Origin of the sequence: Polynucleobacter sp. AP-Titi-500A-B4, from assembly GCF_018688095.1 — a bacterium.
Taxonomy (GTDB): Bacteria; Pseudomonadota; Gammaproteobacteria; order Burkholderiales; family Burkholderiaceae; genus Polynucleobacter.
Genome location: NZ_CP061311.1, coordinates 1431786 through 1450279, shown reverse-complemented (window position 1 = coordinate 1450279; position 18494 = coordinate 1431786). Strand labels below are relative to the sequence as shown.

16 protein-coding genes, 1 tRNA gene and 1 pseudogene are annotated in these 18494 nt (G+C 44.1%); 10 read left to right on the top strand and 8 right to left on the bottom strand.

Features of this window, described 5'->3' with window-relative positions:
• Positions 1-36: 36 nt before the first annotated feature.
• Positions 37-1296, top strand: a complete 1260-nt coding sequence (locus FD968_RS07245; protein ID WP_215365088.1) for a hypothetical protein — start codon at positions 37-39, stop codon at positions 1294-1296.
• Here the strand turns inward: FD968_RS07245 and FD968_RS07240 are convergent, their stop codons facing one another.
• Positions 1297-2304, bottom strand: a complete 1008-nt coding sequence (locus tag FD968_RS07240; RefSeq protein WP_215365085.1) for a GNAT family N-acetyltransferase — start codon at positions 2302-2304, stop codon at positions 1297-1299.
• 162 nt (positions 2305-2466) lie between these two features.
• On the opposite strand from FD968_RS07240, the gene FD968_RS07235 reads away from it, so the two are divergent.
• Complete coding sequence (locus FD968_RS07235; protein ID WP_215365083.1) at positions 2467-2961, top strand: hypothetical protein; 495 nt, start codon at positions 2467-2469, stop codon at positions 2959-2961.
• A gap of 37 nt (positions 2962-2998) precedes the next feature.
• On the opposite strand, the gene FD968_RS07230 is transcribed toward FD968_RS07235, so the two are convergent.
• From FD968_RS07230 to FD968_RS07220, 3 genes are all read right to left on the bottom strand, one after another.
• Complete coding sequence (locus tag FD968_RS07230) at positions 2999-3841, bottom strand: DUF6671 family protein (protein WP_215365081.1); 843 nt, start codon at positions 3839-3841, stop codon at positions 2999-3001.
• 12 nt (positions 3842-3853) lie between these two features.
• Positions 3854-4822, bottom strand: a complete 969-nt coding sequence (locus FD968_RS07225) for a sodium-dependent bicarbonate transport family permease (RefSeq protein ID WP_215365079.1) — start codon at positions 4820-4822, stop codon at positions 3854-3856.
• A 64-nt stretch (positions 4823-4886) separates the two neighbouring features.
• Positions 4887-5765 carry a LysR family transcriptional regulator gene (locus tag FD968_RS07220; protein ID WP_215365077.1) on the bottom strand — a complete coding sequence of 293 codons (879 nt, stop codon included), beginning with the start codon at positions 5763-5765 and terminating at the stop codon, positions 4887-4889.
• Positions 5766-5890: 125 nt separating this feature from the next.
• Between FD968_RS07220 and FD968_RS10565 the strand changes: the two are divergent.
• The 7 genes and pseudogenes from FD968_RS10565 to FD968_RS07190 all read left to right on the top strand — a co-directional run.
• Positions 5891-6553, top strand: a pseudogene (locus FD968_RS10565) (TerC family protein); the annotation flags it as partial.
• Between the two features lie 96 nt (positions 6554-6649).
• Positions 6650-7159 (top strand): universal stress protein, encoded by a 510-nt coding sequence (locus FD968_RS10560; RefSeq protein WP_251367678.1) that lies wholly within the window; start codon positions 6650-6652, stop codon positions 7157-7159.
• 157 nt (positions 7160-7316) lie between these two features.
• The gene (locus FD968_RS07210; RefSeq protein ID WP_215365072.1) at positions 7317-7649 is read left to right on the top strand and encodes a hypothetical protein; all 333 of its coding nucleotides are present in this window, start codon (positions 7317-7319) and stop codon (positions 7647-7649) included.
• 297 nt (positions 7650-7946) lie between these two features.
• Complete coding sequence (locus FD968_RS07205; RefSeq protein WP_215365069.1) at positions 7947-9206, top strand: TolC family protein; 1260 nt, start codon at positions 7947-7949, stop codon at positions 9204-9206.
• The gene (locus FD968_RS07200; protein WP_215365067.1) at positions 9203-10549 is read left to right on the top strand and encodes an efflux RND transporter periplasmic adaptor subunit; all 1347 of its coding nucleotides are present in this window, start codon (positions 9203-9205) and stop codon (positions 10547-10549) included. The genes FD968_RS07205 and FD968_RS07200 overlap by 4 nt, the downstream gene beginning before the upstream one ends.
• A gap of 3 nt (positions 10550-10552) precedes the next feature.
• Positions 10553-13648, top strand: coding sequence for an efflux RND transporter permease subunit (locus FD968_RS07195; protein WP_215365065.1), 3096 nt, complete (start codon positions 10553-10555; stop codon positions 13646-13648).
• Entirely contained in the window at positions 13645-13968 is a 324-nt protein-coding gene (locus FD968_RS07190; RefSeq protein WP_215365063.1) for a P-II family nitrogen regulator, read from the top strand. Before FD968_RS07195 ends, FD968_RS07190 begins: the two co-directional genes overlap by 4 nt.
• Positions 13969-14267: 299 nt before the next feature.
• On the opposite strand, the gene FD968_RS07185 is transcribed toward FD968_RS07190, so the two are convergent.
• From FD968_RS07185 to tsaE, 4 genes are all read right to left on the bottom strand, one after another.
• Positions 14268-15083, bottom strand: a complete 816-nt coding sequence (locus FD968_RS07185; RefSeq protein WP_251367535.1) for a hypothetical protein — start codon at positions 15081-15083, stop codon at positions 14268-14270.
• A gap of 228 nt (positions 15084-15311) precedes the next feature.
• Positions 15312-15387: transfer RNA gene (locus FD968_RS07180), tRNA-Lys, on the bottom strand.
• An 87-nt stretch (positions 15388-15474) separates the two neighbouring features.
• Entirely contained in the window at positions 15475-16818 is a 1344-nt protein-coding gene (locus FD968_RS07175; RefSeq protein ID WP_215365061.1) for an N-acetylmuramoyl-L-alanine amidase, read from the bottom strand.
• Entirely contained in the window at positions 16819-17346 is a 528-nt protein-coding gene (tsaE, locus tag FD968_RS07170; RefSeq protein ID WP_215365059.1) for a tRNA (adenosine(37)-N6)-threonylcarbamoyltransferase complex ATPase subunit type 1 TsaE, read from the bottom strand. It lies immediately after the preceding gene.
• Positions 17347-17388: 42 nt separating this feature from the next.
• Between tsaE and queG the strand changes: the two genes are divergently transcribed.
• Entirely contained in the window at positions 17389-18489 is a 1101-nt protein-coding gene (gene queG / locus FD968_RS07165; RefSeq protein WP_215365057.1) for a tRNA epoxyqueuosine(34) reductase QueG, read from the top strand.
• The last annotated feature ends 5 nt before the right edge of the window (positions 18490-18494 follow it).

The following is an 18494-nucleotide window of genomic DNA, read 5'->3' as shown; positions in this document are numbered from 1 at the left end:
ATTAATTGAACTTTATTAATTCTCAAACGTATTGAAATGAAACCATTGCTAAGACTTCATCAATATTTGACCATCAGCGTTGTAGGTTTTCTATTGGGCGGCTGTACCTCTGCTCTGACTCCAGACTTTGGGCAGATGTCTGCAAAATATGCTAATTCATTAGAGCAATACCAAATCAATATGATTTTCCAAAACATATTGCGTGCCTCAGAGAATAGGCCAGTAAGCTTTTTGGATATGCCAACTATTAACGGGTCTGGATCGATTGGGGTCGCACCTGCCGTTAGTGCTTTATTTTCTGGCGGGGCAATACCTTATAACGCTAGCTATAACGTCATTCAGGGCGGCCTTTCTTATGCTGTTCCAAGTACAACATTGACGTTGAATAATACATTTAATTTCACGCAATCCTCTTTGGATAATGCGACATTCTGGAAGAGTTATCTCAATGAACTTCCAAAAGAGACTGTGAAATATTTCTCTCACAATCACATACCCAAAGAGGTAATCTTAAGTATGGTGGTAGATGAAATTGAAATTTTTCAGCCAAATGGAAAGTCGGTGGTATTGATCAATAACCCGTTGAGGCCTGACCATGCAGAGTTCCAGCAATACCTCTACAAACTCATTAATGATGGACTTACAGCAGAGTTGATCGACACCTCGGAGTTGCTTGGGCCCCCGCTTACTATGGATAAAGTTGCACCAAGATTTGGAGATAAGGCTTTTGTCATGTTTAAAGAGTCTAATATCACGCTCAAGCAGGTTGGTAATTCTCAAAATCCGCTTTATCAACCCATTCAGGTTTCGAATCAATATAAGCTTTGCTTAAATTCTGATCGGTATGCCAACTACCTTCCCGTCAAGAAGTATGGTGAAACGCTTTACTGCGAAGATAATCTTGATGAAGATTTAAAGAAAACTACTGCAGCTAAAAAACGTCAGCCTACTCTCATTGTGCGAATTCGATCGACTAATAATATTTTTGAGTATTTGGGACAAGTTGTTAGAGCGCAGCTCGCTGATAAACCTTACTTGCTGACTTTGCCGCCAACAGCAACAACCTTTAATAGTAATAGGGGTAACTTGAATCAATATGCACTTTTGATTGTAGATAAAGATAAGCCATCTCCCAAACCTTTTGCCACGATTCAAGGGCTTGATGGCGAGACCTATACTATTCCAAGCGTAGATAACGGCTACTCACCCTTGTCTATTAAGTTACTAGCTCAATTAATGTCACTACAAAAGATTCCAGGCAGTATCCCTGCATCACCATCGGTATTGCTGAAATAACTATCCTGTCTTCTTGGACACTCGTAGCCATTCAGACTGCACATACTTCTTGATGTTTTCGCCTTCTACTCTAGCGGTGCTAATTTCATCAAAGTTGACGATCTGATTGAGTTTTTGCAGGCGTAAGACATCGCCATTGACAGAATAGTTGGGGAGCCAAGCACCCCAAAAGAATCCTATCTTTTCTAGTTCAACATAAGCATGCGAGGCCGCCCTTTGATTTAGTGGAAGATCCAAGTAGATGCTAGCCACATCCATGGGCTTGATTTTCTCTAGTGCGGTGCTAACGTGCGCATGTAAATCTTTCCCGATGTGGGTAATGCTAATTTGTGCTGTTTTTTCAAGATCATCCACTAGGCTAGTGCTTGTAGTGGCTCCATCGCCTGATTGAGTTAGGTCTTCAATCTTACGGTTGAGATTCAGAGTTTTGCTGAGGTCGGATGTGAACTTAATGTGATGCTTTGGTAAATAGATTGTTTGACTAATATCTTTAAGTGCTAAATAACAGGCCAATAAAGACATTCTGGTATCCGAATGATTCTCCAGGCCTTGCATTTTCATCATTGACGCTGGATCAGTGCCTAAAATGAGTCCAGTTTCTTTGGCCCCAAATTTAATCATTTCATGTTGACTATAAGGATGATTGGTGACGCATTCAGTCCAAAATCCTGGTAAGCCAAGCTCTGTAGCAATCTCAATTCTTTTTTGAGCCATACTTTCCGCAATATGATGCCCACGATAATCTGGATCAACAATCATCTTGCCTGCTTCTGGCGAGGCATTGTGTGGACCATCAAAAGTCAGTGCGCAATGCCCGATGACATTACCATCCTCATGAAGTGCGACTACAGAATGCATTACCTTAGCCTCAATGGCTTCTTGTAAGAGCGCTGGGTCATACATCATTGCATTGGGGTAGCTGTCACCATAACAACGTTTCACGCAATTAATAAGATGGGGAATATCCTCTAAATCTAGGGGTTTAATGACAGGAGAAAGATCATTCATGGCTGTAATATTGAATTGATATTAGGTGATTAATATAGTACTGGATTGTTGGTTAAAGTATGGTATCTAGCCAACATATTCAGTTTCATTTTTTGAGAGGTTTTCATGGAAAAAATGCATTTCACCAGAATGGACCAAGGGACGGTAGCCGATTTCGAGGTTATGAAAAAGGTACATGAACATACCTTGGAAAAATTGCCAGATCAGCTCTATGGACTCTTGGAAAACCTTGCTAAAGATACTGCTTACAACATTACTCGAAAAGAGCACTGCTTACAGGCTGCTACCAGAGCTTTGCGTGACGGCAAAGATGAGGAGTATGTTGTCGTCACCCTTTTTCATGATATCGCTGAACCACTTGGCCCATTTAATCATGGTGAGGTGATTGGATCTATATTGCATCCTTTTATCTCTAGAAATAATTATTGGATGCTGCAGCAGCATGGTTTGTTTCAAACCTATTTTTATGGTGATAAGCTTGGTCTAGATCCGAATGCACGTGATCAATACAAGTCTGATCCTGCATATGAGCAGACAGTAGAGTTTTGCGCTAAGTATGATGAAATCTCCTTTGATCCGAATTACAAGAGCGAGCCATTGTCGACATTTGATCCAATGGTAAGAAGGGTGCTCAAGAAGCAATGGGTTGCACCATAAATTTTAAAATTAGAATTGAATTGCTTCTATAGCTAAATCACGGATTGCAATGACTGCATTTTGAGGGATCGGCAAAACGCAGCACTTTCATTCCCTCTGTATCTTGATGATTGCATTTGCTACATCCCCAAATCTTGGCGATCTCTTGGTCTGTGGGTAATCCGCAGGCATTGCAAGGCAGTCCACGCTTAACGTCTTTTACCCAAAATCCAGGAGTTTTACACTGGGGGCATAAAGATTTCATCTTCTTTGCTAGATCGATTGTGGCTTTGTGGATATTATCCATTCTGGTTGGGTTAGTAAATGCACGAAGATCATTCTCAGCGTAGACAACCCCCTTGGATGAAAGTGCTTTAGCCCACTCAAATGCTTCTCTAAGGCTGGCAAAGTCTTTAATGCCTTTTTGGGATTTTGGATGGTGCTCATCAGTGGGTTTAATGACTAAGTAATGCGAGGGAAAGAGTGCAGAGTCAGCAAATTTTTCCAAATCCTCCCAGTGGCTGATATAGGCATTGTCATTTTGCGCGAGAGCACCAGAGAAGCCGGTAATCTCCAAGTCATGTTTGGTGTCGACCAAGACAACTAACTCGTTATTCCATGAGGCGATCCCAGCATAGGGATCATTTACAAAAGCACCTTCATTGGCAATTCCTAGGTCGAGGCTGAGCAGATCCATCCCAAGCTTGGCTTTTTTTCGAACAGCATCTAACTGGGTTCCGTATCTCGGGGTATCTTGCGTAAAGGTGCCCAGCAGATCAGTGTCATAAGCATCAGTATGCATAACTCGGCAACCAAGCTCAGCCAATAGTATGGGACCAATCACTTCTTCTTTGCCGTGCTTGGTCAGCAAACTAGCTATGCGATTATCAAAAATGCCCATCCACAAGATTCTCTACAGAAATTGTTTTGCCAAAATTGTATATAGCGGAATACCCAGAATGATATTAAATGGGAATGTAATACCTAGCGACATTCCCATATACAAGGCGGGATTCACTTCGGGTAAGGCGTGGCGTAAAACAGCCGGTACTGCAATATAAGAAGCGCTAGATGCGAGAACCATTAGCAATATGGTATTACCTAGTGGAAGCCCAATCAATTTGCAGAGTACTAGTGCCAGCAGGGCATGAGAGAGCGGTGATCCTATGGCGTAGAGCAGGGTAATTGGAGGTTTGCCTCTTAAGCCCGCAAGATTTCTGGCTGCCATGATTCCCATATCTAGCAAGAAAAAGGCCAACATGCCTTTAAATAAATCGATTGAAAATGGCGCCATTAACTTTTGACCATCATCGCCGCTCACTAAGCCAACAATCATTGATCCCAGTAAGAGAAGTTGCGCCCCATCCGTAAAAGACTCATGCAGTATCTTTGAGATGCTGGTGGCATCTTGTTTGGTATTCAGATTTTTAGCATGAGCAGACCGCGCTTTATTGGCTAGAACAATCGCTAAGATAATTGCTGGAGACTCCATCAGCGCCATCGCAGCCGCCATGTGACCGCCGTATCCAATATTGAATTGATCGAGATATTGAGTTGCGGTAATAAAAGTAACAGCGCTTACGGATCCATAAGTTGCCGCAATGGCAGCTGCATCAAATGCATTTAAAGTTCTTCTGAGTAGAAGATAGCCAATAATCGGAATGATGATGGCCAGGAAAATAGCCAGACCTAAAGAAAATGCAATCTCACTGGTAAATCCTGATTTATGGAGTGCAAAACCGCCCTTGAGACCTAAGGCCATCAATAGGTAAAGGGATAAGAATCGAGAGATTTGTGGCGGTATCTCGAGATTTGACTTCACGCTTCCCGCAAATACCCCGAAGATAAAAAATAAGATGGCGGGATCGAGAAAGTTTGTCATGGCTTAATTCTATGTGGGATTCAGAATTTATTCTTACCCCTATTTCTCATGGGCTTTTAAGTATTTACTGTTTAATAATTGCTTGAACTAAGGGGTGCTCAATTTTTTTCTCAGAGCGGATGGCATAAAAATATTCATGTATCTCATCACAATTTCCGAGTAGCTCAATTCCATAGGTTTCTTCGAGATCTTTCTCAATCAGCTTCCCTGCTGGAAACACCCCTAGACCACTGGCCGCAAAAGTTTTCAATAGGGCGCTATCTTCAAACTCCCCGACAATATTGGGCGTAATGCCATGCTTAGTAAACCATTGGTCAATGAGTAGTCGAACGGTAGAGTGCGATGTCGGCAGCAGTATGGGTAGCTCACTAAGACACTCCGGAAAGCTTTTCTTTCCTTGCTTGACGAATTGCTTTGGGCTAAACCAGGCGATTGACGTTTTAGTCAGTTCCTCACTATAGACGTTCAGGTTCTTGTTGTTTGGTGCTGGACGGTCAGCCAGCAGAATGTCGAGACGATGTAGTGCGAGATCGGCCAATAAGTCATCAAACTCACCTTCGTACGCAATAAGCTGTACGTCCTTATGTTTCAGAATGGGTTCTAGTAATTGTCTAGTGATGAGTTTTGGTAAGCCATCTGATACGCCAACAGTAATTTTTGTCTTGGGGGATTTGGCTGCATCTCGAACTGCTTCAGGAAGTTTTTCACCGATGGAAAAAATTTGATCGGCAATTTTGAGCGCTGCAAATCCAGATTCTGTAAGGGTGATGCCACGTCCTGCAGGCTTAAAGAGCATATACCCAAGTGATTTTTCAAGTTCGTGAACTTGCGCGCTAATGGTTTGAATAGCCATATCTAGGCGTTCTGCGGCCTTGGACATGCTGCCTTCTTTGGCTACAACCCAAAAATAGTAAAGGTGACGATAGTTATAAGAATTGCTCATAGTCAGTTTTTTCCGAAATTACTATCAATATATATCTGCTTTTAACTAAGCACAAATCCACCTAAATTGACCCCATCGAAAGCCATGGCATTCATGTGCTCATTACATTGATAGAGGTTATTAAATTGGAATTGTTTAGCCCCGAATTTTTTTCAGCACTACTAGCAATTATTGTCATTGACTTAGTTTTAGCTGGTGACAATGCCATTGTGATTGCGATGGCAGCCAGAAATTTACCTGCCCATTTACAGAAAAAAGCGATTGTTTGGGGCGCAGTTGGCGCTATTGCAGTCAGAAGTGCTATGACACTTGCTGTGGTGTACCTACTTAAAATTCCAGGATTAATGTTGATTGGCGGCCTGCTACTAGTTTGGATTGCTTATAAGTTATTGACGCCTGAGCAAGATGGTGATGGTGATCATGATCATGCCTCAACTAGCTTTTGGGGTGCAATGAAAACGATTGTGATTGCTGATGCAGTCATGGGTCTTGATAACGTCTTGGCTGTAGCTGGCGCCTCCCATGGAAGCTATATTCTGGTTGTTCTCGGTTTACTGATCAGCATTCCCGTAGTGATCTGGGGATCAACGCAAATTTTGAAATTGGTTGAGCGCTATCCATCCATTACCTATCTAGGCGCTGGTGTGCTCGCATGGACTGCGGCCAAGATGATGACCTCCGAGCCTATTGTTCGGGAATGGCAGTTATTTCAAAACCCAGCATTTGAATATGCGGTTCAAGCCTTGGTCATTCTCGGTGTTCTGGGTAGTGGATTTGTTAGAAGCAGGCTGGCACTTGAAGAGCTCATTGCGCCAGCTGTCGTTGTTCCAGCAGTATCTGAAATATCGCCTCAACAGCAGTCACTTATCTTAGGAGATAAAGTCATGAATAAAGTTTTGATTCCAGTAGATGATTCAAATAATGCATTGCTAGCCTTAAGGCATGCAGTCACCACATACGGTAAAGACTCTCATACCGAAATTCACATCTGCAATGTGCAACCTAAAATTTACCGTCATATCGGAAAATTTGTTAGCAAGAAAACTATTCATGAGTGGCAAGAGGAGCGTGCTTATTTTGCTGCAAAGTCAGCCGCTGAATTTTTAGAAAAATCAGGGGTCAGTTTTTCATTTACGCATGTCACTGGTGATAAGGGCAAGGCATTGCATGATGAAGCGACTCGCCTAGGATGCAGCCGGATCGTGATTGGCTCAGCCAAGAAAAACACCCTCAGTAGATTGTTTGAGAACTCTACTACTGCCAAGTTATTGGAGATTAGCGATATTCCTGTTGAAGTAGTCACGGGCAAAACATTGCCATCCCTAGAGCGTTGGGGTATCCCAGCATTGGGCGCTGGCGCAGCAACTGCCTTAATGGTTGCAGTAATCGATTAATAGTAAGTCCTGCGGTACTCCCATTAGCCCTCCTCGCGAGGGCATTTTTTTAATAAATACTCAGTAAAAAACAGAATTAATATCAATTAAATTCTGCTTTATTAAGAATAAAACTAGCCCTAAAGTGAACCCATGATGTTTTCAAAGGAGATAAAACATGGACGTCATTTTGGAATCTCAAGAATTGCCAGAGTCAGAATTAAAAACTTTCACCGAGAATCGGGTGAAGTACTCATTAAAGCGCTTAATTTGGTTAGTTAGAAAAATTAAGGTCAAGTATTCAGCGGTGCCTGAATCTAAGACTATATGTAATCAACATTGCTTAATTGAATTACAAACTTTTGATCATCAGAAGATTGCGTTCAGCGTCACAGCGCGTGATAAAAGAGCTGCTTTGGATATAGGTCTCAAGAAAGTCTATAAGCATGTACAAAAGGTATTACATAAAGCGCAAAAGTACGGTCGCTTATCTAAAAATGTGTATGTTTAATTTCATTATTCTGAGATTAAGTGTGATCTAATAAGATTAATAAACGGGGAGTAGCCTGCCCAGCAATGGGTCCCATATATCGACATTACGACTGCAAAGTCCGGTATATGGGTAATTTTTAAGGCAAGACCATTTACTTTTATAAAAGAAATGGCCCATTTGAACTTCATCCATTCTCCCTCGACTTCGACCATTATTTCGTGCTTAGCCGCCCTAAATTGGGGAGCTTTTGTGTGGAGAAAACTGAGATCTTCGGATAATTCGTATTTACCTTACCTAAAACGAGGAGTCATCAAGTTGTTTCGCTGGTTAGGAATAGTCTTCATTGTTGGATTGCTGGCAAGCAACGCGCAGGCTCAGAATTCGAAGTCATACACCATCAATGACCTTATTACTATTGCGCTAGAGTCTAGTCCGCAAGTATTGGCGGCACGCGATCAGTCTAAAGCTATCAAAGGGCAACTTTCTACTGCTCGCGCAATCCCAAATCCAGAGTTTGAAGTCGGCACTGGTCAGCAGCGGTCAGCTACCGGGCCTTTAACTGTTGGCAATGTTTCATCTTGGTCGGTTACTCAGCCGCTGGATATGCCTTACACCCGTTTTCCAAGAGTGAATGCAGCCGAGGCAAACCTCCGTTCGGCAGAGGCAACTCGCGTTGCATTCGAAATAGAAACCATCTCAAAAGTTCAGCAACGTTTTTATGAGCTCATGCGCCGCGAAGCGGAGGCAAAAGCATCTGAGGAAGATTTGAGTCTAACGAAGCAAATTCGTGATCGCATGCAAGTACGGTATGACGTAGGAGAGACGGCGCGTTTTGAGTTAATTCGAGCTCAGACGGAGTTTCTGAATGCGCAAATTACAGCAGAGTCGGCAAAATTACGTGTTGAACAGGCTCGCAGCCAATTACGACAAGTGGTGGGTCATGAGCTGCCACCCAATTTTTCAGTCGTTACGGAACAGCCTAAAGCAGAAACTTTGCCACCCCTTAATATTTTATTAAGCGAGATACAGGCTCAAAGTCCTGAGCTGAAAAAAGCAAAGGCAGATGTCGAGGCTACCGAATCGAGATTGAGTTTTGAGAAAAATTCTCGCTTACCAAGGTTAGCATTTAAAGCATCGCAATACAACGATCCAAACTTTACCGATCGCCTCTATGGTTTACAAATCAGCATTCCTATTTGGGACTTCAAAGGTGGTCAGATTGCTGAGGCTGAAGCCAATGCATCGAAGGCTAAGAATCAATTCAATGCCCAGAGCCAAAATTTAGAACAACAACTAGAGACATCCTATAAGTTATATCAAATGGCAACTTATCAGGTCAAAGTTTTGGATCAAGAGGTGGTGCAGTTGGCCGCCAGCGCCCAAAGGATTGCAGAGGTGTCCTATCGCTATGGTGAAAGAGGCATGCTGGAGTATTTGGATGCACAACGAACCTTTCGAGCCGCGAGGAATGATTTGATTAGGGCGAGATTTGATTTGGCTTCGGTTGTAACTGAGATTCAAAGATTAAGGGCTAGCCCAGATTGGCTTGCCAAAATAGAAAGTGGAAAGCAATGAAACCAGAGATTGCAGGCTTTGTGAGAAAACTCAGAGTTTGGAAGGCCTATATCGTGAGGAAGACAAGGCTTTATTCCAAAGAATGGCTATGCCAAGTCATACAGACGCAAAATGATTGGTATCAGATGGCTCATGACTGGGTCGCGAGTCGTGCCCCCGCTGTCACTAGTCGCTACGATGGTTCTCCTAGATGGTTCAAAACAGGTTTGTTTTATTTGCCTTGGTTATGCGCCTTCATCATCATGCTGAATTATTTCAATGTATTTGATCGCAGTCCAGCTATTAAATCTGTGCAAGATCCAAACGTTGTTGTGGTGAATGATGACTTACACAAAATGATTGCGGACGGCAAAGTTCAGATTGCTCCTTTTATAGAAGAGCTCCGTGCCTCTGGCCGAATTGATTTCAATGAACTGTTTCTTTCACGAATTGGTGCCAACGTCACCGGCCGGGTGTCAGAGATTCTGGCGGTACCTGGTCAGATGGTGAAGCAGGGCGATGTACTTGCCAAGATTACCTCTACCGAGTTAACGCAATCGCAATTAGCGTATTTGAAAGCAAAAAGTGCTAGCCAATTAGCCGATCAAGCTGCGAACCGTGCCAAGATTTTGTTCAAAGAGGATGTCATTGCACTTGCAGAATTGCAAAAGCGCGACGCTGAGTCTAGTAGCGCTAGGGCAGAGTACCGTGCAGCCAATGATCAGTTACGCGTGCAAGGCATGGATCAGGCGAGTATTGATCGTCTTGCTAAATCTGGTGTGATTGAATCCATCAATAATGTGATTGCCACTATCCCTGGTGAAATTGTTGAGCGCAAGATCAATAAAGGCCAGGTAGTTCAGCCGGCAGATGCCCTATTTACTGTTGCTGACCTCAATTCGCTTTGGGCAATCTCTGAGGTACCAGAAAGTAATGCTTATTTAATTCGCAAAGGTCAGAAGGCGTCCTTAGTGATTCCTGCTTTGCGAAATCAAGAGATAGAGGGCACGGTAGCCCATGTTGACTCCATAGTGAATCCACAAACACGTACTGTCGTTGTCCGTATGGAGTTGCCCAATAAAGAGGGTCAAATTAAGCCAGGCATGCTCGCAACGATGCTAATTGAGAGTCAGCCTATTGAAAAATTAGTTGTACCAGTTGGGGCAGTAGTACGTGAAGACAATCATGATCATGTCTTTGTGAGATTGGATGATGATCTGTATCGTATGGTTCCCGTCAAGCTGGGACCTGAGGGTAGGGGATATCGTCCGGTCATTTCTGGCTTGAGGGATGGCCAAGAAATTGCGACTGAGGGTGCATACCATCTCAATACTGAGCGCAAACGTCAATTGAGTGGTGGCTAGTAAATGATTGAAAGAATCGTTCGCCTCTCGCTGCAACAACGCTTATTGGTTGTCATTATTGCCATTGTATTAATGGTGGCCGGCTTGCTGGCAACCAAGCGTTTGTCAGTGGATGCCTTTCCAGATGTGACGAATGTTCAAGTGCAAGTGGCTGCTGAAGCGCCAGGTAAGTCACCAGAAGAAGTAGAGCGTTTTGTCACGATACCGATTGAGCTCGGCATGACTGGATTACCAGGTTTAACTGAGATGCGTTCACTAAACCGCAACGGCATATCTATTATCACCCTGGTCTTTACCGAAAAAACTGACATTTACTTTGCCCGTCAATTGGTTACTGAGCGCTTGATTGAAGTGGCCTCCAAAATGCCGGTAGGCATTACGCCAGTGCTTGCACCACCATCTACTGGCCTAGGCGAGGTTTATCAATACACACTTGATCACCCATCAGATCGACATCGCGAGCTTTCGGTAGATGAGTTATCGGATCGTCGGGCGGTACAGGATTGGATTGTGCGCCCTATGTTGCGTTCTATTCCGGGTGTTGCCGAGATTAATACTCAAGGCGGCTACGCAAGGGAGTATCAAGTCTTGGTAAACCCAGAAAGACTGCGCCATTACCAAATTAATCTACACGATGTGTACCAGGCGCTTGCTAGAAATAATGCGAATTCAGGCGGCGGTCAGTTGCCAAGCTATGCAGAACGTTATCTGATTCGCGGCCTTGGATTAATTACAAAGCCAGAAGATATTGGCAAAATCATTTTGAAAGAAGTGAAGGGTATCCCGGTTTATGTGAAAAACGTTGCTGAAGTCACTATTGGTAGCGAGATCAGGCAGGGTGCCGCCATTAAGAATGGCTATACCGAAAGTGTTGCTGGAATTGTGCAAATGATTCGTGGGGGTAATGCTCGCGAGGTGGTGAATCGTATCAAGCTTAAAGTTGCCGAAATTAATGAGGGCAAGCTGCTGCCTGATGGTTTGCAGATCGTCCCCTTCTACGACAGAACCGATCTAGTCAATGCCGCAATGTTTAACGTTGCTAAAGTATTGATTGAGGGCGTCATCCTCGTCATTATTTTACTTTTCTTATTTTTAGGTGACGTTCGCTCATCTCTGATTGTGGTGGCGACGCTGATATTAACGCCACTACTCACCTTCTTGGTAATGAATCGGTATGGTATTTCTGCAAATCTGATGTCGCTTGGAGGTTTGGCGATTGCAATTGGCATTATGGTTGATGGCTCAGTGGTGGTGGTTGAGAATACCTTTGCCAAATTGGGCGAGCGTCTGAAGTCTGGCGAGTCTAAGAACAGAATTATCTTAGAGGCTGCAGCTGAAGTCGGCAAACCAGTACTCTTTGGTGTTGGCATCATTATTTTGGTATTCATGCCATTGCTATCTCTAGAGGGCATGGAAGGAAAGATGTTTGCTCCGATGGCGATCACCATTGCTATTGCATTGGCGATCTCACTGATTCTGTCATTTACCTTATCTCCCGTTCTTTGTTCTTATATATTGAAAGGTGGAAGTGAGGACGATACTAAGATTGTAAAAAAATTACGTGCCCCATATGAGCGTTGGTTGCATTGGAGTTTGAGTCATCCCAAAATTGTAGTGAAGCGCTCATTAATTGCGCTAGTTATTAGCTTGGTTGGCTTTGTATTTTTAGGTAAGTCGTTTATTCCGGTGATGCAAGAGGGTTCAATTACCCCAGTGATCGTGAGAGCTCCAAATATCTCATTAGATGAATCCATTAAGTTAGAGTTTGAAGCTATTAAGCGCATCATGACCATTCCGGGGGTTGAGATGGCTGTATCCCGCTTGGGTAAAGGGGAGTCCCCTGCAGATCCAGGTCAGCCTAATGAGTCCGATCCGATTGTGACTCTTAAGCCCTTGGGCGATAGAGATCTCAGTCAAGAAGAAATCGCTCAACAGATTCGAGACAAGCTAAAAACGCTACCTGGTATTGAGTTAGCTATTTCACAGCCAATCGCTGCTCGTGTAGATGAAATGGTTTCTGGAGTTCGCTCACAAGTTGCTGTAAAGATTTTTGGTGAAGACCTTGCTGTCCTGCAAAAGTTGGGCTCACAAATTGGTCAAATACTTACCAAGATGAAGGGTAGTAACGACTTGCGTATAGAGCAAGCCTCTGGCCAGAACTATCTCAATATTAAGATTGATCGAGATGCGATTGCGCGTTATGGTATCAACGTATCAGATGTCAATGAAGTGATTGAAACGGCAATTGGTGGTAAGCAGGCCAGTACTATTTACGAGGGTGAGCGTCGCTTTCCACTCACACTCCGTTACCCAGGCCCATACAGAAACAATATTGACGCCATTGAAAATATTATTTTGCATTCACCGGATGGAGCCCAAGTATTAATGAGGGATCTAGCGGAGATCACCCTGGTAGAAGGGCCCGCCCAAATTTCTCGTGAGTCAGGAAAACGCCGTTTGGTTGTGGGCGTTAACGTTGAAGGTCGTGATTTAGGTGGCTTTGTGCAAGAGGCTCAGGGGTTGATCGCCAAAAATGTTGAGCTACCTCAGGGCTATACCTTGCAATGGGGTGGCCAATTTGAAAATATGCAAAGAGCAATGTCACGTCTTATGATCATCATTCCGCTCACCATTCTTGCGATCTTTTTCTTGCTGTTTATGTTATTTAAATCCATCCGCTTGGCTGGTCTGATTATTTTAGTTTTGCCATTTGCTTCTATCGGTGGCGTCTTTGGGCTCTTCTTAACGGGTGAGTATCTATCGGTGCCAGCAGCAGTTGGATTTATCAACTTATGGGGTATTGCAGTGCTTAATGGAGTAGTCTTGATCACATTTATTAAGCAATTGCGAGAGGATGGCTACAGCATGGAGGATGCTTTACTCTATGGTTGCGGTCATCGCTTTAGGCCAGTCATGATGACTGCCTCGGTTGCCATGTTGGCATTGGTGCCCATGTTATTTTCTGGTGGGCCTGGCTCTGAAGTCACCCGCCCTCTGGCTGCGGTAGTCATTGCAGGACTCATTACATCAACAGCATTAACCTTGTTAGTGCTACCTGTCTTATATAGATGGTTTGAAGAAAAAGAGGTGGAAGCATGATGGAAGTGAAAGCGGTAATACGTCCCAATAAATTAGCTGCATTACGGACGGCGCTGTTGGATACCCCAGGTTTTCCAGGTATGACTGTCACAAAAGTAGAGGGTTGTAGCGCACCTTCAAAATCGAATAAATCCACTATTAAAGATGAGTTGACTGATTATTCCGCGAAGGTACGCATAGAGATTGTCTGTAATGCAGAAATTGCCTCAGCATTGATGGATAAGATTGTGTCTATTTGCCAGACGGGCCAAATGGGTGATGGGGTGGTGTGGTGTACCCCAGTACCAAAAGCATTCTTTATCGCAAAATCATCGAGTTGATCGCACAAAGTAAACGCCGCCCGAAGATGGCTTTTGTATAACTGGTGGGTCGGGCGAGATTGGCTTCGCCGAGGCTTCGTTTTCTAACTCGCGACCAACGGATTAAAAGACTTAAGAATTGTATCGAACAGTAATCAAAACATTAACCTAAACCTGTCTAGAAAGTTATGTGATATCTGCGGCTGTTCTTGCGGCTTGCTTTGGATGACGGTGGAGGCCGATTGGTTTCCACTATGTCGTGTTGGAGTGTCGCATTTCCGGACACTTAGTTGTCGGGAAAACTGACAATACATTAGTTCTTAAAAATTAAACGATAGCTTGCCGTATACCGACCAGTCATATTGATTATAGGTTTGTACTACTTGCTTGCTTGCCCCAACCGCGAATAAGAAGTTTTTAGTCAGTCTATGGGTAATCATCGCATCTAAAGGTATAAACCATCCACCACCAGCTGAGTTGTAAATGACGCCATTTTCATCCCACATTCGGATTTGTGTGCTGGGTGTAATCTGAAACCCAAGGGTTGGGAAGAGTTGAAGATTACGCGCAAGCGGAGGTTGGCTTGTATTTAGCTGTGGTGAATTATTTTTAGTATCGAATCCATACATGTAGCGAGCAAGCGGGGAAAAGTCGGCTAAATTTAAGGGGGTGCTATTTGTGGGTCTAAAGCTGGCTCCTACTTGTGGACCAATTGCCCATTGACCATTGTTGCCAAATGGAAAGACGAGTCTAGCGCCAAAATTAGCCCCAATCTCTGGAAGTAAGTCTGGATGATTCCCCCAAAGAGTGAGCATGGTGTTACCGGTACTGTATTGCCCCGAGGTTTGTGCTGGGAAGCTAGGGCCATAGCTAGAAACATAGGCAGTATCTAACCTGAGTGTTCCGCGAAAACGATCAATATCTAACGGTTGATAGAAACGCAATTTGATTGTGTCGCTGTAGTTTTGATTACCTTGATAGTCATGGTATCCCCAAAATTCCAAAATGTGAGATCTGGAATATTCACCAGATATATTTTGGAAATAAGTGGAATATCGATTCTCATCTTCAGCCGCCCAAGAGGTTGGGAAAGCAGTTATTGCTAAAAAGATTGCGGATACCAGCTTTTTAAGCATGTGAGCAATGATAAGGTTTTTGATGGGGTAGGGTAAGTCTTGCAGTTTGTGACTAATCCTGAATAGCTATTAGTCACTCTTAGCAATTTGTTCAATTATTGATGTTTATCACAAAAATGCCCCAATTCCATAAGGGTATGAAGATTGAGCTTATTCTTCAAAAAGGTACGATACATTCGATTTAGCCAAAAGAAAAGGGACCACATTTCTGTGATCCCTTTGTATAACTGGTGGGTCGGGCGAGATTCGAACTCGCGACCAACGGATTAAAAGTCCGCTGCTCTACCGACTGAGCTACCGACCCAGTTAAGCCATAAATTATAGCAAGAAGTTTATTGGCGCTCCCTCAGCTTATGGGGTCTGCCCCTAAGCCCTTGTAGTTACAAGTAGCTTATGAGTTGACGCGTCTAGCAACCGGTGGATTTTTGGAAAAATAATCCTTAATCCCCCTCAAAATGGCCTCCGCAATACGATCCTGATAGCCATCATCATTCAATCTAGCTTCCTCTTGAGGATTACTGATAAAAGCTGTCTCTACTAGGATGGAGGGAATGTCTGGTGCCTTTAAAACAGCAAAGCTTGCTTGTTCTACCTTGCCCTTATGGAGGGGTGCAAAGCCACCAATTTGCTTCAGAACAGAGTTACCAACTTGCAATGAATCTTTGATCTGCGCAGTAGTCGACATATCTAATAGTAAATTGGCCACTTGGCGATCTTGGGTCTTGATATTGATGCCACCGATGAGGTCAGAGGCATTTTCTTTATTGGCCATCCATCGCGCCATCGAGCTACTGGCACCCATTTGCGAAAGTGCAAAGACTGAGGCGCCTTTAGCATGGGGCTGAATAAACGCATCCGCATGGATAGAAACAAAGAGATCTGCTTCAACGCGTCTGGCTTTTTGCACTCTGACGTGCAAAGGTACAAAGTAATCACCATCTCTCGTGAGATAAGGGCGCATATAGGCTTCACCTTCGATCTTGTCTTTGAGTCGTTTAGCGATGGAGAGTACAACATTCTTTTCTTTGGAGCCAAGAGACCCAATTGCACCAGGATCTTCGCCGCCATGACCAGGGTCGATGGCAATAGTAATCAGGCGTTTGTACTTAGCTGACGCTGGCGTTTCCTTAGTCTCTGGAATCGCCTGAGCTACAGGGGGTTTTGGCGCCTCTTTCTTAGTGGCAAACTGCGCAATCAAATCTACCTCTTCATTCGATTTGGCAAGAGCCGCTTCTTTACGGGCACTACTTTTCACTAATTCCATTAAAGGATCTGGTGGAGTAGTGGGGTACAAGTCAAAGACCATGCGGTAGTTGTATTCACCTGCGGGATCAAGCGTAAAGAGTTGTGGTTTGATCGGCTCTTTTAAGTCGAACACTAGACGCACAACCCCTGGCTGAAATTGTCCTACTCGTACTTGCGAGATATATGGATCATTGGGCTTTACCTTCGCCACTAAGTCCTTCAAGGTGGGATTAAGCTCTAGGCCCTGAACATCTACAACCAAGCGGTCAGGATTAGTTAGGATCTGTTGGCTAATCGGTAGCGGTGTGTCAGATTCCAAAGTAATGCGGGTGTAATCCTCAGAGGGCCAGACGCGAACGCCTAATATTTTTGCGCCCCAAGCAATCTCGACTTCGGTAAACAGTAAAGCGAAACTCAAGAACTTGGCTGAAGTCTTGAGATGCGCCCTTCTAGAAAGATTGGTTGTCCGATGAATTTTTTTAATGCGCATTTATTGAGTGACTTGGTTTAGAACGCAAAGGCCATCGTTGAGCAGTGCTGTCATAGTGATAGATCGTTCGCTCTCCTCGGCGCCTGCTAGTAATTCAATTTGAATGTCAAATGGGGGTAAAGTGCCTGCCGCTTTTTCTGGCCATTCGATTAAACAAAATCCAGGCACATCAAAATATTCTGCAAATCCAGCTTCTTGCCATTCCAAAGGATCACGCATTCTGTAGAGATCAAAATGATGGGCAGTAAATGTTCTACTGTTGGTTTTAAGTGGATATGGCTCGCACAGGGTGTATGTCGGACTTTTTACCTTGCCTTCATGACCTAACGCTTGAATTAGATATCGGGCAAAGGTGGTTTTACCTGCCCCTAGATTGCCAACCAGGGAGATATTGAGGTGCCCTTGTGGGTTTTGCTCCAGAAAACCAGAAATACTAGCGGCAAGCTGTTTGGCAAGGCTAGCGGTATCCGCTTCCTGCCTACAATGTTGCTTGGTTATTGCCAATGGGTTTTCTGGTGCTTGAGCCATTGTTCTAGTTTATTCAATTATTAAGATACATTCTCTATTCATATGCCTTTATCTGCCAATTTCTCCACTCTTGATGAGTCCAAGTTACGAACTTGGCTTGGAGATAAGGCTGTGGAATTGGGGTTTGATGGTTTGCGTATTACCGATACCCATCTGGGGTCAGCTACAGAGCGTTTGCAGGAGTGGTTGGCTGAAGGGCGTCATGGGCATATGGAATACATGCAGCGCCATGCTGATCTGCGTTCAGATCCCCAACTATTGGTGCCGGGTACAGTGCGTGTGATTTGCGTAACGATGAACTATCTTCCCGAGGGAAGTAATTTTGATCAAGAGTGGCAGAGGCTAGAGGATCCTCATCAAGCAGTGGTATCAATGTATGCCAGAGGGCGCGATTATCACAAGGTCCTGCGCAATCGGTTGCAAGATTTTGCTAAAGCCATCGAAGAAAAGATTGGTTCGTTTGGGTATCGCGTCTTTACTGACTCAGCACCCTTAATGGAAGTAGAGCTTGCACGTAAGGCGGGTTTGGGTTGGCGTGGGAAACATACTCTCTTGCTCAATCGAGAATCTGGCTCTACTTTTTTCTTAGGTGAGATTTTGGTAGATGTACCGCTCCCGATTGATTCAGAGTCAGAAGAGCATTGCGGCAGTTGTACATCTTGTATGGATGTTTGCCCAACTCAAGCGATCACTGCGCCATATCAATTAGACGCACGCCGTTGTATCTCCTATCTCACAATTGAAAATCCAGAAGCTATCCCAGTAGAGTTCCGCAGGGCGATGGGTAATCGAGTCTATGGTTGCGATGACTGTCAGTTGATCTGCCCATGGAATAAATTTGCTAAGACCACAGCGCTCTCAGATTTTGCTCAGCGTCATGGCCTAGGGCAAGCTAGCCTCTTGCATTTATGGTCATGGACCGAAGCAGAGTTTGAGCAACGTCACGAAGGTAGTGCAATTCGGCGTATTGGCTACAGTCGCTGGCGTCGTAATCTAGCAGTGGCCATGGGCAATGCGCTTGCTAGCCCTGCACTTGCTAATCAAGAGAAGGAAGCCATTCGTAAAGCATTGAGTGACGGCTTAGTATCAGCCGATGCATTAGTGGCTGAACATATTGAGTGGGCTCTCAACCCCTCTTTTTGAGCATG